The 15,323-nt window shown below is 60.2% G+C and carries 11 protein-coding genes; 9 read left to right on the forward strand and 2 right to left on the reverse strand.

The annotated features are described in order from the left end of the window. Positions 1-413: 413 nt before the first annotated feature. The 3 genes from KQP88_RS07265 (at position 414) to KQP88_RS07275 (ending at position 7,341) form a co-directional block, all read left to right on the forward strand. Positions 414-5,270 (forward strand): NAD-glutamate dehydrogenase, encoded by a 4,857-nt coding sequence (locus KQP88_RS07265; protein ID WP_216705233.1) that lies wholly within the window; start codon positions 414-416, stop codon positions 5,268-5,270. A gap of 176 nt (positions 5,271-5,446) precedes the next feature. Beyond that, positions 5,447-6,622 (forward strand): hypothetical protein, encoded by a 1,176-nt coding sequence (locus KQP88_RS07270; RefSeq protein ID WP_200994228.1) that lies wholly within the window; start codon positions 5,447-5,449, stop codon positions 6,620-6,622. After that, on the forward strand, positions 6,619-7,341 hold the full coding sequence (locus KQP88_RS07275) for a ferritin-like domain-containing protein (protein WP_216705234.1): 723 nt from the start codon (positions 6,619-6,621) through the stop codon (positions 7,339-7,341). The genes KQP88_RS07270 and KQP88_RS07275 overlap by 4 nt, the downstream gene beginning before the upstream one ends. Positions 7,342-7,395: 54 nt before the next feature. Here the strand turns inward: KQP88_RS07275 and galE are convergent, their stop codons facing one another. After that, entirely contained in the window at positions 7,396-8,490 is a 1,095-nt protein-coding gene (gene galE, locus KQP88_RS07280) for a UDP-glucose 4-epimerase GalE (RefSeq protein WP_216705235.1), read from the reverse strand. 326 nt (positions 8,491-8,816) lie between these two features. Between galE and KQP88_RS07285 the strand changes: the two genes are divergently transcribed. From KQP88_RS07285 to KQP88_RS07300, 4 genes are read left to right on the forward strand one after another with little or no spacing between them, the layout of a single operon-like run. Then, entirely contained in the window at positions 8,817-9,917 is a 1,101-nt protein-coding gene (locus KQP88_RS07285) for a glycosyltransferase family 1 protein (RefSeq protein ID WP_253950598.1), read from the forward strand. After that, entirely contained in the window at positions 9,905-11,107 is a 1,203-nt protein-coding gene (glf, locus tag KQP88_RS07290; RefSeq protein ID WP_216705237.1) for a UDP-galactopyranose mutase, read from the forward strand. Before KQP88_RS07285 ends, glf begins: the two co-directional genes overlap by 13 nt. Next, the gene (locus tag KQP88_RS07295; RefSeq protein ID WP_216705238.1) at positions 11,094-12,242 is read left to right on the forward strand and encodes a beta-galactosidase; all 1,149 of its coding nucleotides are present in this window, start codon (positions 11,094-11,096) and stop codon (positions 12,240-12,242) included. The genes glf and KQP88_RS07295 overlap by 14 nt, the downstream gene beginning before the upstream one ends. Then, positions 12,239-13,993, forward strand: coding sequence for an ABC transporter ATP-binding protein (locus KQP88_RS07300; protein ID WP_216705239.1), 1,755 nt, complete (start codon positions 12,239-12,241; stop codon positions 13,991-13,993). Before KQP88_RS07295 ends, KQP88_RS07300 begins: the two co-directional genes overlap by 4 nt. A 10-nt stretch (positions 13,994-14,003) precedes the next feature. On the opposite strand, the gene KQP88_RS07305 is transcribed toward KQP88_RS07300, so the two are convergent. After that, the gene (locus tag KQP88_RS07305) at positions 14,004-14,168 is read right to left on the reverse strand and encodes a hypothetical protein (RefSeq protein ID WP_216706048.1); all 165 of its coding nucleotides are present in this window, start codon (positions 14,166-14,168) and stop codon (positions 14,004-14,006) included. Between the two features lie 208 nt (positions 14,169-14,376). Between KQP88_RS07305 and KQP88_RS07310 the strand changes: the two genes are divergently transcribed. Both KQP88_RS07310 and KQP88_RS07315 read left to right on the forward strand, forming a co-directional pair. Beyond that, on the forward strand, positions 14,377-14,718 hold the full coding sequence (locus KQP88_RS07310; protein ID WP_198728374.1) for a hypothetical protein: 342 nt from the start codon (positions 14,377-14,379) through the stop codon (positions 14,716-14,718). Between the two features lie 119 nt (positions 14,719-14,837). Next, entirely contained in the window at positions 14,838-15,278 is a 441-nt protein-coding gene (locus KQP88_RS07315; protein ID WP_200999226.1) for a YqaA family protein, read from the forward strand. Positions 15,279-15,323 lie beyond the last annotated feature (45 nt).

The raw sequence follows: 15,323 nt of genomic DNA on the forward strand, positions 1-15,323 counted from the left end.
TCCTGGCTGGGCTGGCGGACGAGTGTGCCAGCCCTGGCCGAAATTTGCTGGGTAATTCTCTTTGGGGTGGAATCGGTTCCCGAATGAATTCGGTCCCACGGATTGATCGGGACAGGTGGGTTGCCAGCTGTATGAAGGTCCCTGTTCGCATATGTCCGAATATGTCGCAGCCCTGTAAGTATCAGCCCGCATGCTCTCGTTAAGCTGCAATCGGATGAGCGGTCAAAGAGCCGCTCCGTTACGTGTCGATCCCGTTTGTGAAATGGAATGTGACGACTCGTTCGCGGCAAGCGTTATTTCTTTAGCTTTACACTCTGCCATGCTGTGCCTCTGCCCGTTACATCCCGGTGCAGTCTGGTACGAGACACTTCCATCAAGCTTCCTCCTTATAAAAGCAAAGCGGAGTACCACAGATGGCGTTCTTCACCGCAGCCAGCAAGTCCGACTTCCAGCATCAACTGAAATCGGCACTGGCTCAGCACATCAACGAACAGGCATTGCCACAAGTAGCGCTGTTCGCTGAGCAATTCTTCGGCATCATTTCCCTGGATGAACTGACCCAGCGTCGCCTTTCCGACCTGGCAGGCTGCACCTTGTCCGCCTGGCGTCTGCTTGAGCGTTTCGAGCACGGCAAACCTCAGGTGCGGGTCTATAACCCCGATTACGAGCGTCATGGATGGCAGTCGACTCACAGTGCCGTCGAAGTGCTGCATCATGACCTGCCGTTTCTGGTCGACTCGGTACGTACCGAGCTGAATCGTCGCGGTTACAGCATCCATACCCTGCAAACCACCGTACTGAGCGTGCGTCGTGGTGCTGCGGGCGAGTTGCTGGAGTTGCTGCCCAAGGGCACGACGGGCGAAGGTGTGCTGCAAGAATCGCTGATGTATCTGGAGATCGACCGCTGCGCCAACACCAATGAGTTGAGCGTGTTGGCCCGTGAGCTTGAGCAGGTGCTGAGTGAAGTCCGCGCTGCGGTAGAAGATTTCGAGCCGATGAAGGCCCGCCTGCACGAGTTGCTGGCCAGCATCGATGCCAACGAATACAACACGGATGAACCAGAGAAGGCCGAAATCAAGGTCTTCCTGCAATGGCTGGTGGATAACCACTTCACCTTCCTGGGTTATGAAGAGTTTGAAGTGCGTGGTGAAGGCGATGGCGGTCAACTGATCTACGACGAGTCCTCCCTGCTGGGCCTGGCCAAGCTGCTGCGTCCGGGGCTTTCCAGCGAAGACCTGCATATCGAAGGCTATGCGGTGAATTACCTGCGCGAGCCGACACTGCTGTCGTTCGCCAAGGCTGCGCACCCGAGCCGTGTACATCGTCCGGCTTACCCTGATTACGTTTCGATCCGCCAGATCGATGCGTCGGGCAAAGTCATCAAGGAATGCCGCTTCATGGGCCTGTACACCTCGTCGGTGTATGGCGAAAGCGTGCGGCAGATTCCGTACATCCGTCGCAAGGTCGCGGAAGTCGAGCGTCGTTCCGGCTTCGATGCCAAGGCTCACCTGGGCAAGGAGCTGGCGCAGGTCGTTGAAGTGCTGCCACGGGACGATCTGTTCCAGACGCCGGTGGACGAGCTGTTCAGCACCGTGATGTCCATCGTGCAGATCCAGGAGCGCAACAAGATTCGCGTGTTCCTGCGCAAGGACCCGTATGGCCGTTTCTGCTACTGCCTGGCTTACGTGCCACGCGACGTGTATTCCACCGAAGTGCGCCAGAAGATCCAGCAGGTTCTGATGGAGCGCCTGAAGGCCAGCGACTGCGAGTTCTGGACCTTCTTCTCCGAATCGGTTCTGGCCCGTGTGCAGTTGATCCTGCGCGTGGACCCGAAGGTCAATCTGGATATCGACCCGGTACAACTGGAAAACGAAGTCATCCAGGCCTGCCGTTCGTGGAAAGACGATTACTCAAGCCTGGTGGTCGAAAGTTTCGGCGAAGCCCATGGCACCAATGTGCTGGCCGACTTCCCCAAAGGCTTCCCGGCAGGTTATCGCGAGCGTTTCGCCGCGCACTCGGCTGTTGTCGACATGCAGCATGTGCTGAGCCTGAGCGAAACCAATCCGCTGGTGATGAGTTTCTATCAGCCCCTGTCCGGTGGTCGCCAGCAACTGCATTGCAAGCTGTACCACGCCGATACGCCACTGGCGCTCTCTGATGTGCTGCCGATTCTGGAAAACCTCGGTCTGCGCGTGCTGGGCGAGTTCCCGTATCGCCTGCAACATGCCAATGGCCGCGAGTTCTGGATTCACGACTTTGCCTTTACCTATGGCGAAGGCCTGAACCTCGACATCCAGCAGCTCAACGATACGCTGCAGGACGCCTTCGTCCACATCGTGAGCGGCGATGCCGAGAACGATGCCTTCAACCGTCTGGTGCTGACCGCCGGCCTGCCATGGCGTGACGTGGCGCTGCTGCGTGCCTATGCCCGTTACCTGAAGCAGATTCGTCTGGGCTTCGACCTGGGTTATATCGCCAGCACCCTGAACAACCACACCGACATCGCCCGTGAACTGACGCGTCTGTTCAAGACCCGTTTCTATCTGGCGCGCAAGCTCGGTTCCGATGATCTGGACGACAAGCAACTGCGTCTGGAGCAGGCGATTCTCACGGCGCTGGACAACGTTCAGGTGCTCAACGAAGACCGCATCCTGCGTCGCTACCTTGACCTGATCAAGGCGACCCTGCGCACCAACTTCTACCAGACTGATGCCAACGGCCAGAACAAGAGCTACTTCAGCTTCAAGTTCAACCCGCGCCTGATTCCCGAGCTGCCAAAGCCGGTGCCGAAGTTCGAAATCTTCGTCTACTCGCCGCGGGTCGAAGGTGTTCACCTGCGTTTCGGCAATGTGGCCCGTGGCGGCCTGCGCTGGTCCGATCGCGAAGAAGACTTCCGTACCGAAGTGCTGGGTCTGGTAAAAGCCCAGCAGGTGAAGAACTCGGTCATCGTGCCGGTGGGTGCCAAGGGCGGTTTCCTGCCGCGTCGCCTGCCGCTGGGTGGCAGCCGTGATGACATCCAGGCTGAAGGCATCGCGTGCTACCGCATCTTCATCTCGGGTCTGCTGGACATCACCGACAACCTCAAGGAAGGCGTGCTGGTGCCGCCGGCCAACGTGGTTCGTCACGATGACGATGACCCGTACCTGGTTGTGGCTGCCGACAAGGGCACTGCGACTTTCTCCGACATCGCCAACGGCATTGCCATCGATTACGGCTTCTGGCTGGGCGATGCCTTTGCTTCCGGTGGTTCGGCCGGTTACGACCACAAGAAGATGGGTATCACCGCCAAGGGGGCGTGGGTGGGTGTGCAGCGTCACTTCCGTGAGCGCGACATCAATGTCCAGCAGGACAGCATCAGTGTGATCGGCATCGGTGACATGGCCGGTGACGTGTTCGGCAACGGCTTGCTGATGTCCGACAAGCTGCAACTGGTCGCAGCCTTCAACCACCTGCATATCTTCATCGATCCGAATCCGGACCCGGCCACCAGCTTCGCCGAGCGTCAGCGCCTGTTCAATCTGCCGCGTTCGGCCTGGACCGACTACGACACCAGCATCATGTCCGCTGGCGGCGGGATCTTCCCGCGTAGCGCGAAGAGCATCGCCATCACCGAGCAGATGAAAGAGCGCTTCGACATCAAGGCCGACAAGCTGACCCCGACCGAACTGCTGAATGCGCTGCTCAAGGCACCGGTGGATCTGCTGTGGAACGGCGGTATCGGGACTTACGTCAAGTCCAGCGAAGAGTCCCATGCCGATGTGGGCGACAAGGCCAACGATGCATTGCGCGTCGATGGCAACGAGTTGCGTTGCAAGGTAGTGGGCGAGGGCGGCAACCTGGGCATGACCCAGCTGGGCCGTGTCGAATTCGGCCTCAATGGCGGCGCGACCAACACCGACTTCATCGACAACGCCGGTGGTGTGGACTGCTCCGACCACGAAGTGAACATCAAGATCCTGCTCAATGAAGTGGTGCAGGCCGGCGACATGACCGAGAAGCAACGTAACCAGTTGCTCGAAAGCATGACCGATGAAGTCGGCAACCTGGTGCTTGGCAACAACTACAAGCAGACCCAGGCTCTGTCGCTGGCGGCACGTCGCGCCTACGACCGGATCGCTGAATACAAGCGTCTGATGAACGACCTCGAAGGTCGCGGCAAGCTGGATCGCGCCATCGAGTTCCTGCCGGCCGAAGACCAGATTGCCGAGCGGGTTGCAGCCGGTCAGGGCCTGAGCCGTGCCGAGCTGTCGGTATTGATCTCCTACAGCAAGATCGACCTCAAGGAAGCCTTGCTGGAATCCCGTGTGCCGGACGACGATTACCTGACCCGTGACATGGAGACGGCTTTCCCGCCGTCGCTGGGCGCCCGGTTCTCGACCGCCATGCGGGCTCACCGTCTCAAACGCGAGATCGTCAGCACCCAGATCGCCAACGATCTGGTCAACCACATGGGCATCACCTTCGTGCAGCGACTCAAGGAGTCCACCGGCATGAGCGCGGCCAACGTGGCGGCTGCCTACGTGACCGTACGTGACATCTTCCACCTGCCGCACTGGTTCCGTCAGATCGAGGCGCTGGACTACAAGGTCCCGGCTGAAATCCAGTTGTCGCTGATGGATGAGCTGATGCGTCTGGGGCGTCGTGCCACACGCTGGTTCCTGCGCAGCCGTCGCAACGAGCTGGATGCCGGTCGTGACGTTGCTCACTTCGGTCCGCATCTGGCGGCATTGGGCCTCAAGCTCGATGAATTGCTGGAAGGACCGACCCGTGAGGTCTGGCAGGCGCGTTACAAGGCTTATGTCGAAGCGGGTGTGCCCGAGTTGCTGGCTCGCATGGTTGCAGGCACCAGCCACTTGTACACCCTGTTGCCGATCATCGAAGCTTCCGACGTCACCGGGCACAACGCTGCCGACGTGGCCAAGGTGTATTTCGCGGTAGGCAGCGCACTGGACGTGACCTGGTACCTGCAACAGATCAGCAATCTGCCGGTGGAAAACAACTGGCAGGCGCTGGCCCGTGAAGCGTTCCGTGACGATATCGACTGGCAACAGCGTGCTATCACCATCTCTGTGTTGCAGATTCCGCAAGGTCCTGAGGATCTGGAAGAGCGTCTGGCCCTGTGGCTGGAGCAACACGCCCCGATGGTCGAGCGCTGGCGTGCCATGCTGGTCGAGTTGCGTGCCGCCAGCGGTACCGACTACGCCATGTACGCGGTCGCCAACCGCGAGTTGCTGGACCTGGCAATGAGCGGGCAAGCCGTCGCGGTTTGATGGTCTAGCCCGGTTATAACGAAAAGCCCTGCATCGTCGTGATGCGGGGCTTTTTGTTTTCAGGGGGGCAGTGCTTTGGCCGTTGGTCTGGCAGGAGGAATCATGGTTTTGCGAGAGGAGTCGACCGCATGCGCAGGCTTCTGCGCACAACCGTGACGACTGACGGAGGTCATGCCATGAGCACGATCGACAATTTGCTGGACAACAAGGGTACGCCCTTGGAGAAACAGACTTTCACCTGGCGTGAACTCGCCGGTAAACCCATCAGCAAGCTCGATGACGATGCCTTCACGCGGGTGAGGGTGATTCTGGTGAATGGACTCGAGTCCGATGCACTGCGCCTCAAGCACATCGGGGCGCGCTTTCACAAGGAGCTGCGGCTGCCGCTGGCGCAGATCAGGCGCGTCGAGCACCACCAGATGACGGCCGTGAACTGGTTGCTGTCGGCGGATCATTCACCGCTGGAAACCACCGTGGCCTATGAGCAGACGGCTATTGAAGTGACGGCGGCGGTGGCCCGGAACGAGCCGGACCCGTATCAGGCACAGACCTATCGCTTCGGTCTGCTGGAGGATTTCGATCACCTGTACCGCTATGCCGCCATGCTCGACCGCCTGGAGGGCAAGGATGCCAACAATATCGTTCAGGGTTATACGGACATCGTGCCGGGGCGGCCGACCAGTCAGCATCATCGGGCACCGGAGGACGATCTGCGTGAACACTACCTCAAGGACGATGCGGCACTGATCACCAAGATTCATGCCGCGCTGATTACTGGTGCCGAATACCAGACCCACGATTACTACATGAATATCGGCCCGCTGTTTGCCGATCCGGTGGCCCGTGCGCTGTATGCCGAAATCGCCTCGGTGGAGGAGCAGCATGTGACGCAATACGGATCGCTGCAGGACCCTGGAGAAAGCTTCATGGAGAAGTGGCTGGTGCACGAAGCGACCGAAGTCTACACCTATGCCAGTTGCGCCGAGCAGGAAGAGAACCCGCGTATCAAGGCGCTCTGGGAGCGCTTCCTGGACTATGAACTGGGCCACCTGAACCTGGCCTGCGAGCTGTTCAGAAAATATGAACGGCGCGACCCAGCCGAAATTCTCGCTGGCCCCTTGCCGGCGATGATTCCTTTCAAGAGCCAGCGCGAATTCGTGCGTGAAACCCTGTCGCGGGAAATCGATCTGCGCGCCTGCGGCGTCGACTACGTGGCCAGGGATCGCGAAGGGCAGGCTTCTCTGGAGCAGAGATCACGGCTCAACAGCGAAGGTATTCCGTCCAACACGGTTTCGGGTGGATACAACTGGAAGCCGGGCACTGAACTCAATCCTGTGGGAGAACAGCCATGAGCGATCAAGTGAAACTGGGTATCAACCGGACCGGGGCACAGATGTCCCCCCACGACACGGCCCATCAACAAGAGGCCACGCGCCTGAATCCTGCCGATGTGCCAGGTGATATCAGCGATTATTCGCAAGAGCGTGAACGTGCCATTCGTCATGCCGACCTTGTCGGTTCAGTGCCGGTCCCCGGCTCCATCAAGGGCATGATCAAGGTCACTTTCGATGAGGCCCTGGGCAAGAGGCCTGAAGTGTTGCTCGACAAGCTCGGCGAGCGGCTGGCCTTCGAGCGCACAGGTGTCAGGCTTTATGAGGCCATGGTGGTCAAGGCTGCAGCCGCGGCGGGTGCCGACCCTGCGCTGGTGCAGACCTTGAGGCACATTCAGGCTCAGGAACTGGAGCACATGAATATCGTCAGGGAGGCAATCGAAACCCTGGGCGGCGACCCGACCAGCATGACGCCCTGTGCCGATGTGGCTGCTGTGAAGGCGCAGGGTGTGTTGCAGGTGCTCACCGATCCGCGCACCACGGTGTCGCAATCCATGAGCGCGATTCTGACCATCGAGCTGGAAGACAATGCCGCCTGGGAGTTACTGATCGAGCTGACGCAAAAGGGCGGCCACCCGCTGATCGCCAAGCGTTTCAGACATGCTCATGAGCAGGAAGAGCAGCATGTGTTGACGGTCCGCGAGTTGATCAGGCAGGACCTGTTCGAGCAATTGAGCTGATAGGAGAGAGGCTGTGTTGTGGGAGGCTGGCCTCCCACAAGCCTCGCCCGGGATCTAACTCACCGATGCCAGGTCGTCGTCTGTCGCTCCTGCCGAGAATGATACGCCGGGTATCGATTCCTGCACTTTGACCAGGCTGTCTTCGTAGCCTTCCGGACTTGTACATTGCCAGTGCCAGGCATCGCGCAGCATGGTTTCCAGGCCATACCGGGCGACCCAGCCCAGTTCGTTGCGCGCCCGTGACGGGTCGGCCCAGCATTGCGCGACATCGCCGGGGCGTCGCTCGCACATCTGCACCGGTACCTTGACGCCGGTGACCCGCTCGAACGTCTTCACCACTTGCAGCACCGAATAATCGATGCCGGTTCCCAGATTCCAGGCGCGGATTCCGCTGTGGGTGCGCAGGTAGTGCAAGGCATCGAGATGCCCGGCGACCAGATCCTGGACGTGGATGTAGTCCCGCACGCCGCTGCCGTCCACTGTCGGATAATCCCCGCCATACACCGGCAGCACCGGCAACTTTCCGTCAGCGACCCGCAGCAGGTAGGGCAGAAGGTTGTTGGGGATTGCGTTGGGCGATTCGCCGATCAGGCCCGAAGGATGAGCGCCCACCGGATTGAAGTAACGCAGCAGCGCAATGCGCCAGCGTTCATCGGCCCGCGCCAGGCTGCCCAGCACCTGTTCGGCCATGAGCTTCGATTGGCCGTAGGGATTGGTGGGCCGGCCACTGCGGGCCTGTTCGGCGATGGGCATCTTGCGGCAACCGCCATAGACGGTGGCCGATGAACTGAACACCAGTGTGAAAACACCGGCGGCTGCCATCGCCTGACACAGGTTGATGGTGCCGCTGACATTGGTGTCGTAGTAATGGAGCGGTTTGCGCACGCTTTCGCCTACGGCCTTGAGGCCGGCAAAGTGCAGCACTGCCCGGATCGGGTAGCGTGAAAACAGCTTGGCAAGCACGCCTCGGTTACGTACATCGCCCTGTACCAGAACAGGACGACGGCCACAGATCTGTTCGATCCGTGTCAGGGCATGGGGGCTGCTGTTGCAGAAATTGTCCAGAACCAGCACATCTTCGCCTACCTCCAGAAGGGCGAGTACCGCGTGGGCTCCGATGTAACCAGCACCACCGGTCACAAGGATCATAGAGTCACCTTCGCATGAAATAAGTGGGGTGCGATCGTTGTTGCGCTACTGCGAGGGTCCGCGCGAATGGAATGGATCGCTTACTTCATAGCGAAAGGCAGTTCCGATCCCCGGTTCCGGGAATTGGCCGGGCGGTCATGTCACTGGTCGGCCATCGAGGTGTGTCGACTGAACGCTCAGCGCAGCGAACTCGTCCATAACTCTGTGTCGGGCGTCTTGCTCATCGCCACGACATCACTTGCTCTGGAGAGAACCTCATGATTCCAACCCCGGCTGCATACCCCGTCGCAGAGCATTTGGCCGAAGGCCATGAAGTTGTTGTCAACATGCGTCCCTTGCTTGTCTGCCTTTCCCATTTACGCTGGGGATTTGTCTACCAGCGGCCTCAACACCTGATGACGCGCATGGCGCGGCGCTACGATGTACTGTTTTTCGAGGAGCCACTGACAGCCGAGGGGCAGCAGGCTCATCTGCAACTGTTTCTTCAGTCCAGCGGTGTGACGGTGGCGACGCCCTATCTGCCTGCGGGACTGAATGCCGAGCAGACCGAACAGCAACTTCGCGAACTGCTCGATGACTACCTGCTGCGCAATCCACGAGAGGTTTTGCTGCGCTGGTATTTCACCCCCATGAGCCTGGGCTTCAGCGAGCATCTGTCGGCCCGTGGCACTGTCTATGACTGCATGGACGAACTCTCGGCGTTCAAGGGGGCGCCGCCGCAGTTGCTTGAACGCGAGCAGCGTCTGCTGGCGCTGGCCGATGTGGTGTTCACGGGTGGCGTCAGCCTGTGGGAGGCCAAGCGTGCCCAGCACGACAATGTCCATGCGATGCCCAGCAGTGTCGATATCGAACATTTCGCCAGTGCCCGACAGGCATTGCCCGAGCCAGCCGATCAGGCCGGTATCGCTCATCCGCGACTGGGTTTTTTCGGGGTGGTGGACGAGCGTCTCGATCTTGCCCTGCTGGAAGGACTGGCCCGGCAGCGACCGGACTGGCAGCTGGTGGTCCTGGGGCCTGTAGTCAAGATCGACCCGGCCAGTCTGCCGAGCCTGCCCAACATTCATTACCTGGGCGCCAGGGCCTACAGCGAATTGCCCGCTTACCTGAGTGGCTGGGACGTGGCGCTGATGCCCTTTGCGCTCAATGACGCCACGCGTTTCATCAGCCCTACCAAGACACCTGAATACCTTGCAGGTGGCTGCCCGGTGGTGAGTACGCCGATCCGCGATGTGGTGCGCACTTATGGCGCTTTTCCGGTGGTACATATTGCCGAAGATGTCCCCGGTTTCGTCACTGCCATCGAAGCCGCGCTGATCCAGCGCCAGGATCGTGATGCGTTGTTTCATCTGGCCGATCAGGCCCTGGCCGGTATGAGCTGGGATTGCACCTGGACCGCCATGATGGAGCACATCACATGCCTCGCCTGACACTCGAACAGGCCCGCTACCGTGCCGGGCAATTGCAAGGGGAGGGCGGCGCGCCCTTCTACGACTATCTCATCGTCGGTGCCGGTTTCGCAGGCAGCGTACTGGCCGAGCGTCTGGCCTGCGGGCTTGGGCTGAAAGTGCTGCTGATCGACCGACGCGAACATATCGGCGGCAATGCCTACGATCACCTGGACGAAGCCGGGATCCTGGTGCATCGCTATGGGCCGCATATCTTCCACACCAACGCGCAGCGGATTGTCGATTACCTGTCGCGCTTCACCGAATGGCGCCCCTACGAACATCGGGTGCTGGCCAGGGTGCGCGGGCAGCAGGTGCCGGTGCCGATCAACCTGACCACGCTCAATCGACTCTATGGCCTGGAGCTGGACGAGGCGGGTGCCGAGCGTTTTCTTGCCGAGCGTGCCGAGCCGGTCGATCCGATACGCAGTGCCGAGGACGTGGTGGTCGGTCAGGTCGGACGCGAGCTGTACGAGCTGTTCTTTCGCGGCTACACCCGCAAGCAATGGGGGCTCGATCCGGCGCAGCTCGATCGCTCGGTCACTGCCCGTGTTCCGGCGAGAACCAACGCCGATGACCGCTATTTCACCGATAGCTTCCAGATGATGCCCCGACAGGGTTACACCGCCATGTTCGAGCGCATGCTGGATCATCCGGGGATCGACATCCTGTTGGGCGTGGACTTCGCCGAGATCGACCGGTTACTGCCTCGTGGTCACTTGGTGTATTGCGGGCCGGTAGACGAGTATTTCGGCTATTCCCTGGGACGCCTGCCTTACCGTTCCCTGCGCTTCGAGCACCGGACCCTGGCGCAGCAACGCTTTCAGGATGTGGCGGTGGTCAACTATCCCGATGAAACCGTGCCCCATACTCGCATCACCGAGTACAAGCACCTGACTGGCCAGGAGCATGCGCAAACCAGTGTGACCTACGAATACCCCTGCGCCGAAGGTGATCCCTATTACCCGGTGCCGGCTGCGGAAAATGCCGCGCTGTATCAGCGCTACAAGGCGCTGGCCGAATCCACTGAAGGCGTGACCTTTCTCGGTCGGCTGGGGACTTACAAGTACTACAACATGGATCAGGTAGTGGGGCAGGCGTTGGCGCTGTATCAACGCATTGCCCAGACCCGCGGCGCAACGGCCGAGGGCGCGTCCCATGAGTGGGCTTGAACCGTTCGCCAGTTTTCTCATGGGAGGTTTTGAATGCACCAGCAGCCGTCGCGGTGACGGGAAGCGTCTGGACCTGATCGCCTCAACCGGACATGACCGCTGGGTTGAACAGGATTATCGACGCCTGGCCGGGTATGGAATGCGCACGGTGCGCGACGGGGTGCGCTGGCACCTGATCGAACCGCGCCCCGGCCATTACGACTTCAGCAGTCTGGAGCCGCTGTTGCAGGCCGCAGCCATAACCGACACCCAGGTGATCTGGGATCTGGGGCATTACGGATACCCCGACGATCTGGATATCTGGCGGCCGGTCTTCGTCGAGCGTTTCGCCCGTATGGCACAGGCGGTGGCCAGACGGGTGCGTGACTCCAGCGATGACGTGCCGTTCTACTGCCCGATCAACGAGCCGTCTTTCTGGGCCTGGGGCGGTGGCGAGGTGGGCTATTTCTATCCGCTTGGGCATCGGCGCGGTACCGAACTCAAACACCAGTTGGTGCGGGCAAGTATTGCTGCCATGACCGCCATTCGCGAGGTCGATCCCCGGGCGCGTTTCATTCATGCCGATCCGCTGATTCATGTGCGTGCTGCGCGGCAGCGACCGGGCGATGTCGAGGCGGCCGAGGCTTATCGTCTGGCCCAGTACGAAAGCTGGGACCTGATCAGTGGTCGAAGCTGGCCGGGGCTGGGCGGGCAGAAGGATTTTCTGGATATCCTCGGTGTGAATTTCTATCCGCATAACCAGTGGTATCACGGCGGACCGACGATCCTGCTTGGCGAGCCGCACTTTCGACCTCTGGTCGGCATGCTGGTGGAGGTCCATGCCCGTTATGGATGTCCGCTGGTGATCAGCGAAACCGGTGCTGAAGGGGCCGGGCGCGGGCCGTGGCTGGATTATGTCGGTGAGCAGGTCATCCTGGCGCTGAGCAAAGGGGTCGACCTGCGTGGCCTGTGTCTGTACCCGGTGCTCGACTATCCCGGCTGGGATGATGACCGACACTGTGACAGCGGTCTGCTCGGCTATGCCGATGCCAGCGGCTTTCGTCCCGAAGACCCGTCGACCCGTGATGCTCTGGCCCGGTTTGCGTTGCGACTGGCCGAGGCCCAAGGGCGTATTGCCAAGAGATCGTCATCATGAACATCGCGCAGAGTGTGCCGCCCAACCCCACTGCCGGGAGTTTTCTGTGGGGCTACGTCAGGCGTCGGCCATGGGCCTATGGCGGCATGGTCACGCTGGTGATTGCTGCTGCCAGTTGCGCGGTGGCTGTGCAGTACGGCATGAAGCTGCTGGTCGACAGTATGGGAGACGAGGGGAATCGTTCCGGGGTCTGGTTCGCCTTCGGTTTTTTCATTTTTCTGATCGCTATCGAAAACCTGTTCTGGCGCCTTGGCGGCTGGCTGGGCTGTCGTACGGTGGTTGCCAGTTGTGCGGACATGCGGGTGGACCTGTTCAGTCATCTGACCGGACACCCGATGCGCTACTTTGCCGAGCATTACGCCGGAGCCCTGGGCAGCCGCATTTCGGCTACCGGTGCGGCGGCGGGGCAGATCTACAGTGCGCTGCTGTGGAAAATCATTCCACCCTGCGTCGACTTTCTGGGGGCTGTGGTGGTGCTGGCCACGGTGCGTATCCAGATGGCCCTGGCGCTGGTGGCGTTCGTGGTGCTGGTGGCGGCGATCATCACCTTCTTCGGCATTCGCGGGCGCAGCCGTCATCAGCTTTATGCGGCGCAGGCTGCCAGTGTGGGCGGTGAGCTTGTGGACCTGGTCAACAACGTCTGGACGATCAAGGCTTTCACGGCACGTGAGCGAGAGCGCCTGCGTCTGGATGCAAAAATCCGCACCGAGGCGCGGGCTCAGAGTCGTAGCTGGATGTACGTGGAAAAGGCCCGGGTGCTCCATGACCTGTGTCTGGCGAGCATGGCGGGTACCATGCTCGCCTGGTCCATTCTGCTCTGGACGCGCGGTGCAGTGAGCGTTGGCGATGTGGTGATGGTCAGCGCACTGACGTTCCGTATCCTGCATGGCTCACGGGATCTGGCGCTGGCACTGGTCGAGACCAGTCAGCACCTGGGCGCCGTCGGTGACACCCTGTCGGTGATTGCCAAACCCTATGAACTCAGCGATACCGAGCAGGACTGGGTGGCGCCATCCGGCACCATCGAGTTGCAGGATGTCGGCTATGCCTACCCCGGCGGACGCAAAGTCCTGTGCGGGTTGAGCCTGCGCATCGAGCCGGGGCAGCGAGTTGGTATTGTCGGCCCGTCCGGCGCAGGCAAGACCACGCTGCTGGGGTTGCTGCAACGTCTGGATGACGTCAGTTCGGGAAGTATTCGCATCGATGGTCGCGACCTGAGGCAGATCAGCCAGGACAGCCTGCGTCGACAGATCGCCGTTGTGCCCCAGGAACCCACTCTTTTCAACCGCAGCATCTACGAAAACATTGCCTACGGACGACCCGAAGCCACCCGCGAGGACGTGATCGCGGCAGCTCGCAGTGCCTATTGTCACGAGTTCATCGACCAGTTGCCCCATGGCTATGAAACCCTGGTGGGCGAGCGGGGCGTGATGCTTTCCGGTGGCCAGCGTCAGCGCCTCGGTATTGCCCGGGCCTTTCTCAAGAACGCTCCGATTCTGTTGCTCGACGAAGCCACCGCTGCTCTGGATTCAGGCTCCGAAGCCATTATCCAGTCGGCGCTCGGCAGCCTGATGCGCGGTCGCACAGTATTGGCCATCGCCCATCGGCTCACCACACTCAGCGCGTTCGACCGGGTGCTGGTGATGCAGCAGGGCAGCATCGTCGAAGACGGCCCGCCCGAGCGGTTGCGCAGCGCGGGCGGGCTGTTTCAGACACTCTGGCAGGCCCAGGAAATGGGGCGTCAGGATTGATGTGGATGGATCAAGGCGAAATCGGATCGCTGGCGGGGAATGTCTCCTCGAGGGCGTGATCGATCTTCTCCTCGTCCGGTTGTTCAGGCTCGTTCTGAGTGGGCTCGTTGTCCAGATCGCCTTCGGTTTCGGATTGATCGGGTGCGCTTGGGGTATTGTGCAGGGACGTTTTCATAGGTTTACCTCGGGTTGGGGTTTACCTGAGTTGAGGGTGCTGCCGGGGGAATGTTCAGTGGGAATGACGGGCGGAGGCGGGTTTAATCGGTTGAACTGATAGTGACTATCACAAACCGGGGATTCTATTCCCTGTAATAAATATGGAAAATGGCGCGTATTGGACCTACGGCTCGATGAGCTGTTTTCTTATTTCAGGACTCCCACCGATGCGTCTTTCACTTTTTCCGGCCATGACCGTTGTTTTTGCGTTGTTGAGTGGCTGCGTTTCTGCACCGAATCAACCGACACGTATCTTGCAGACCAGCAAGAACCCCGATGAATACGTGCAGTGCGCAATGCCCAAACTGCAGGAGCACTCACTGAACCCGGTGCTGTCCCAATCCCAGCGACACTACAAGATCATCGTCTCCAGCCCGGTGGCGTCCGACAATATCCTTGAGGTCTACAAGGCTCCGGCAGGTGGAAAAGTGTTTTTGTATGAGCGCCAGTTATCGGCATCGTCGCTCATTACCTCCAGATTCGAACGGGCGGCGAAGGAGTGTTTGTGAAGCAGCAGATCAACGACTTCGAACGTCGTCGGGCCCGGCTGGTTTCTGTGTAGGAGCGAATTCATTCGCGAATAAATTCGCTCCTACAGCAGCACCTGCAATTCTGAAGGTATGACTCGATGTTCGAGCTGACAAGCTATCTGGGCTTATTTGCGGTGGCGTTCGGAGCTGCCACGCTGTTGCCGCTGCAATCGGAAGCCGTGCTGGTCGGCATGCTGCTTTCGGAGCGCTATGCGACGGTTCTGCTCCTGCTGGTTGCCACCTCGGGAAATGTCCTGGGATCGGCCGTGAACTGGTATCTGGGTCGTTCCATCGAGCACTTTCGGCACCGTCGCTGGTTTCCGGTCAGTGAGCGCCATCTGGACAAGGCCCAGCATACTTACAGACGTTACGGACGCTGGGCACTGCTGTTCAGTTGGGTGCCGATCATCGGCGACCCCATCACCATGATCGCAGGCGTCATGCGCGAACCGTTCTGGAGTTTTCTGCTGATCGTCACACTTGCGAAAGGGCTGCGCTACCTTGTGCTGACCGCGATGACGCTGGGGTGGATGGCATAGATGCCCAGAACGGATGATCTGCATGGCGAGCCAGATCATCAGAGC

The sequence above is a fragment of the Pseudomonas lijiangensis genome (assembly GCF_018968705.1).
Taxonomy (GTDB): domain Bacteria; phylum Pseudomonadota; class Gammaproteobacteria; order Pseudomonadales; family Pseudomonadaceae; genus Aquipseudomonas; species Aquipseudomonas lijiangensis.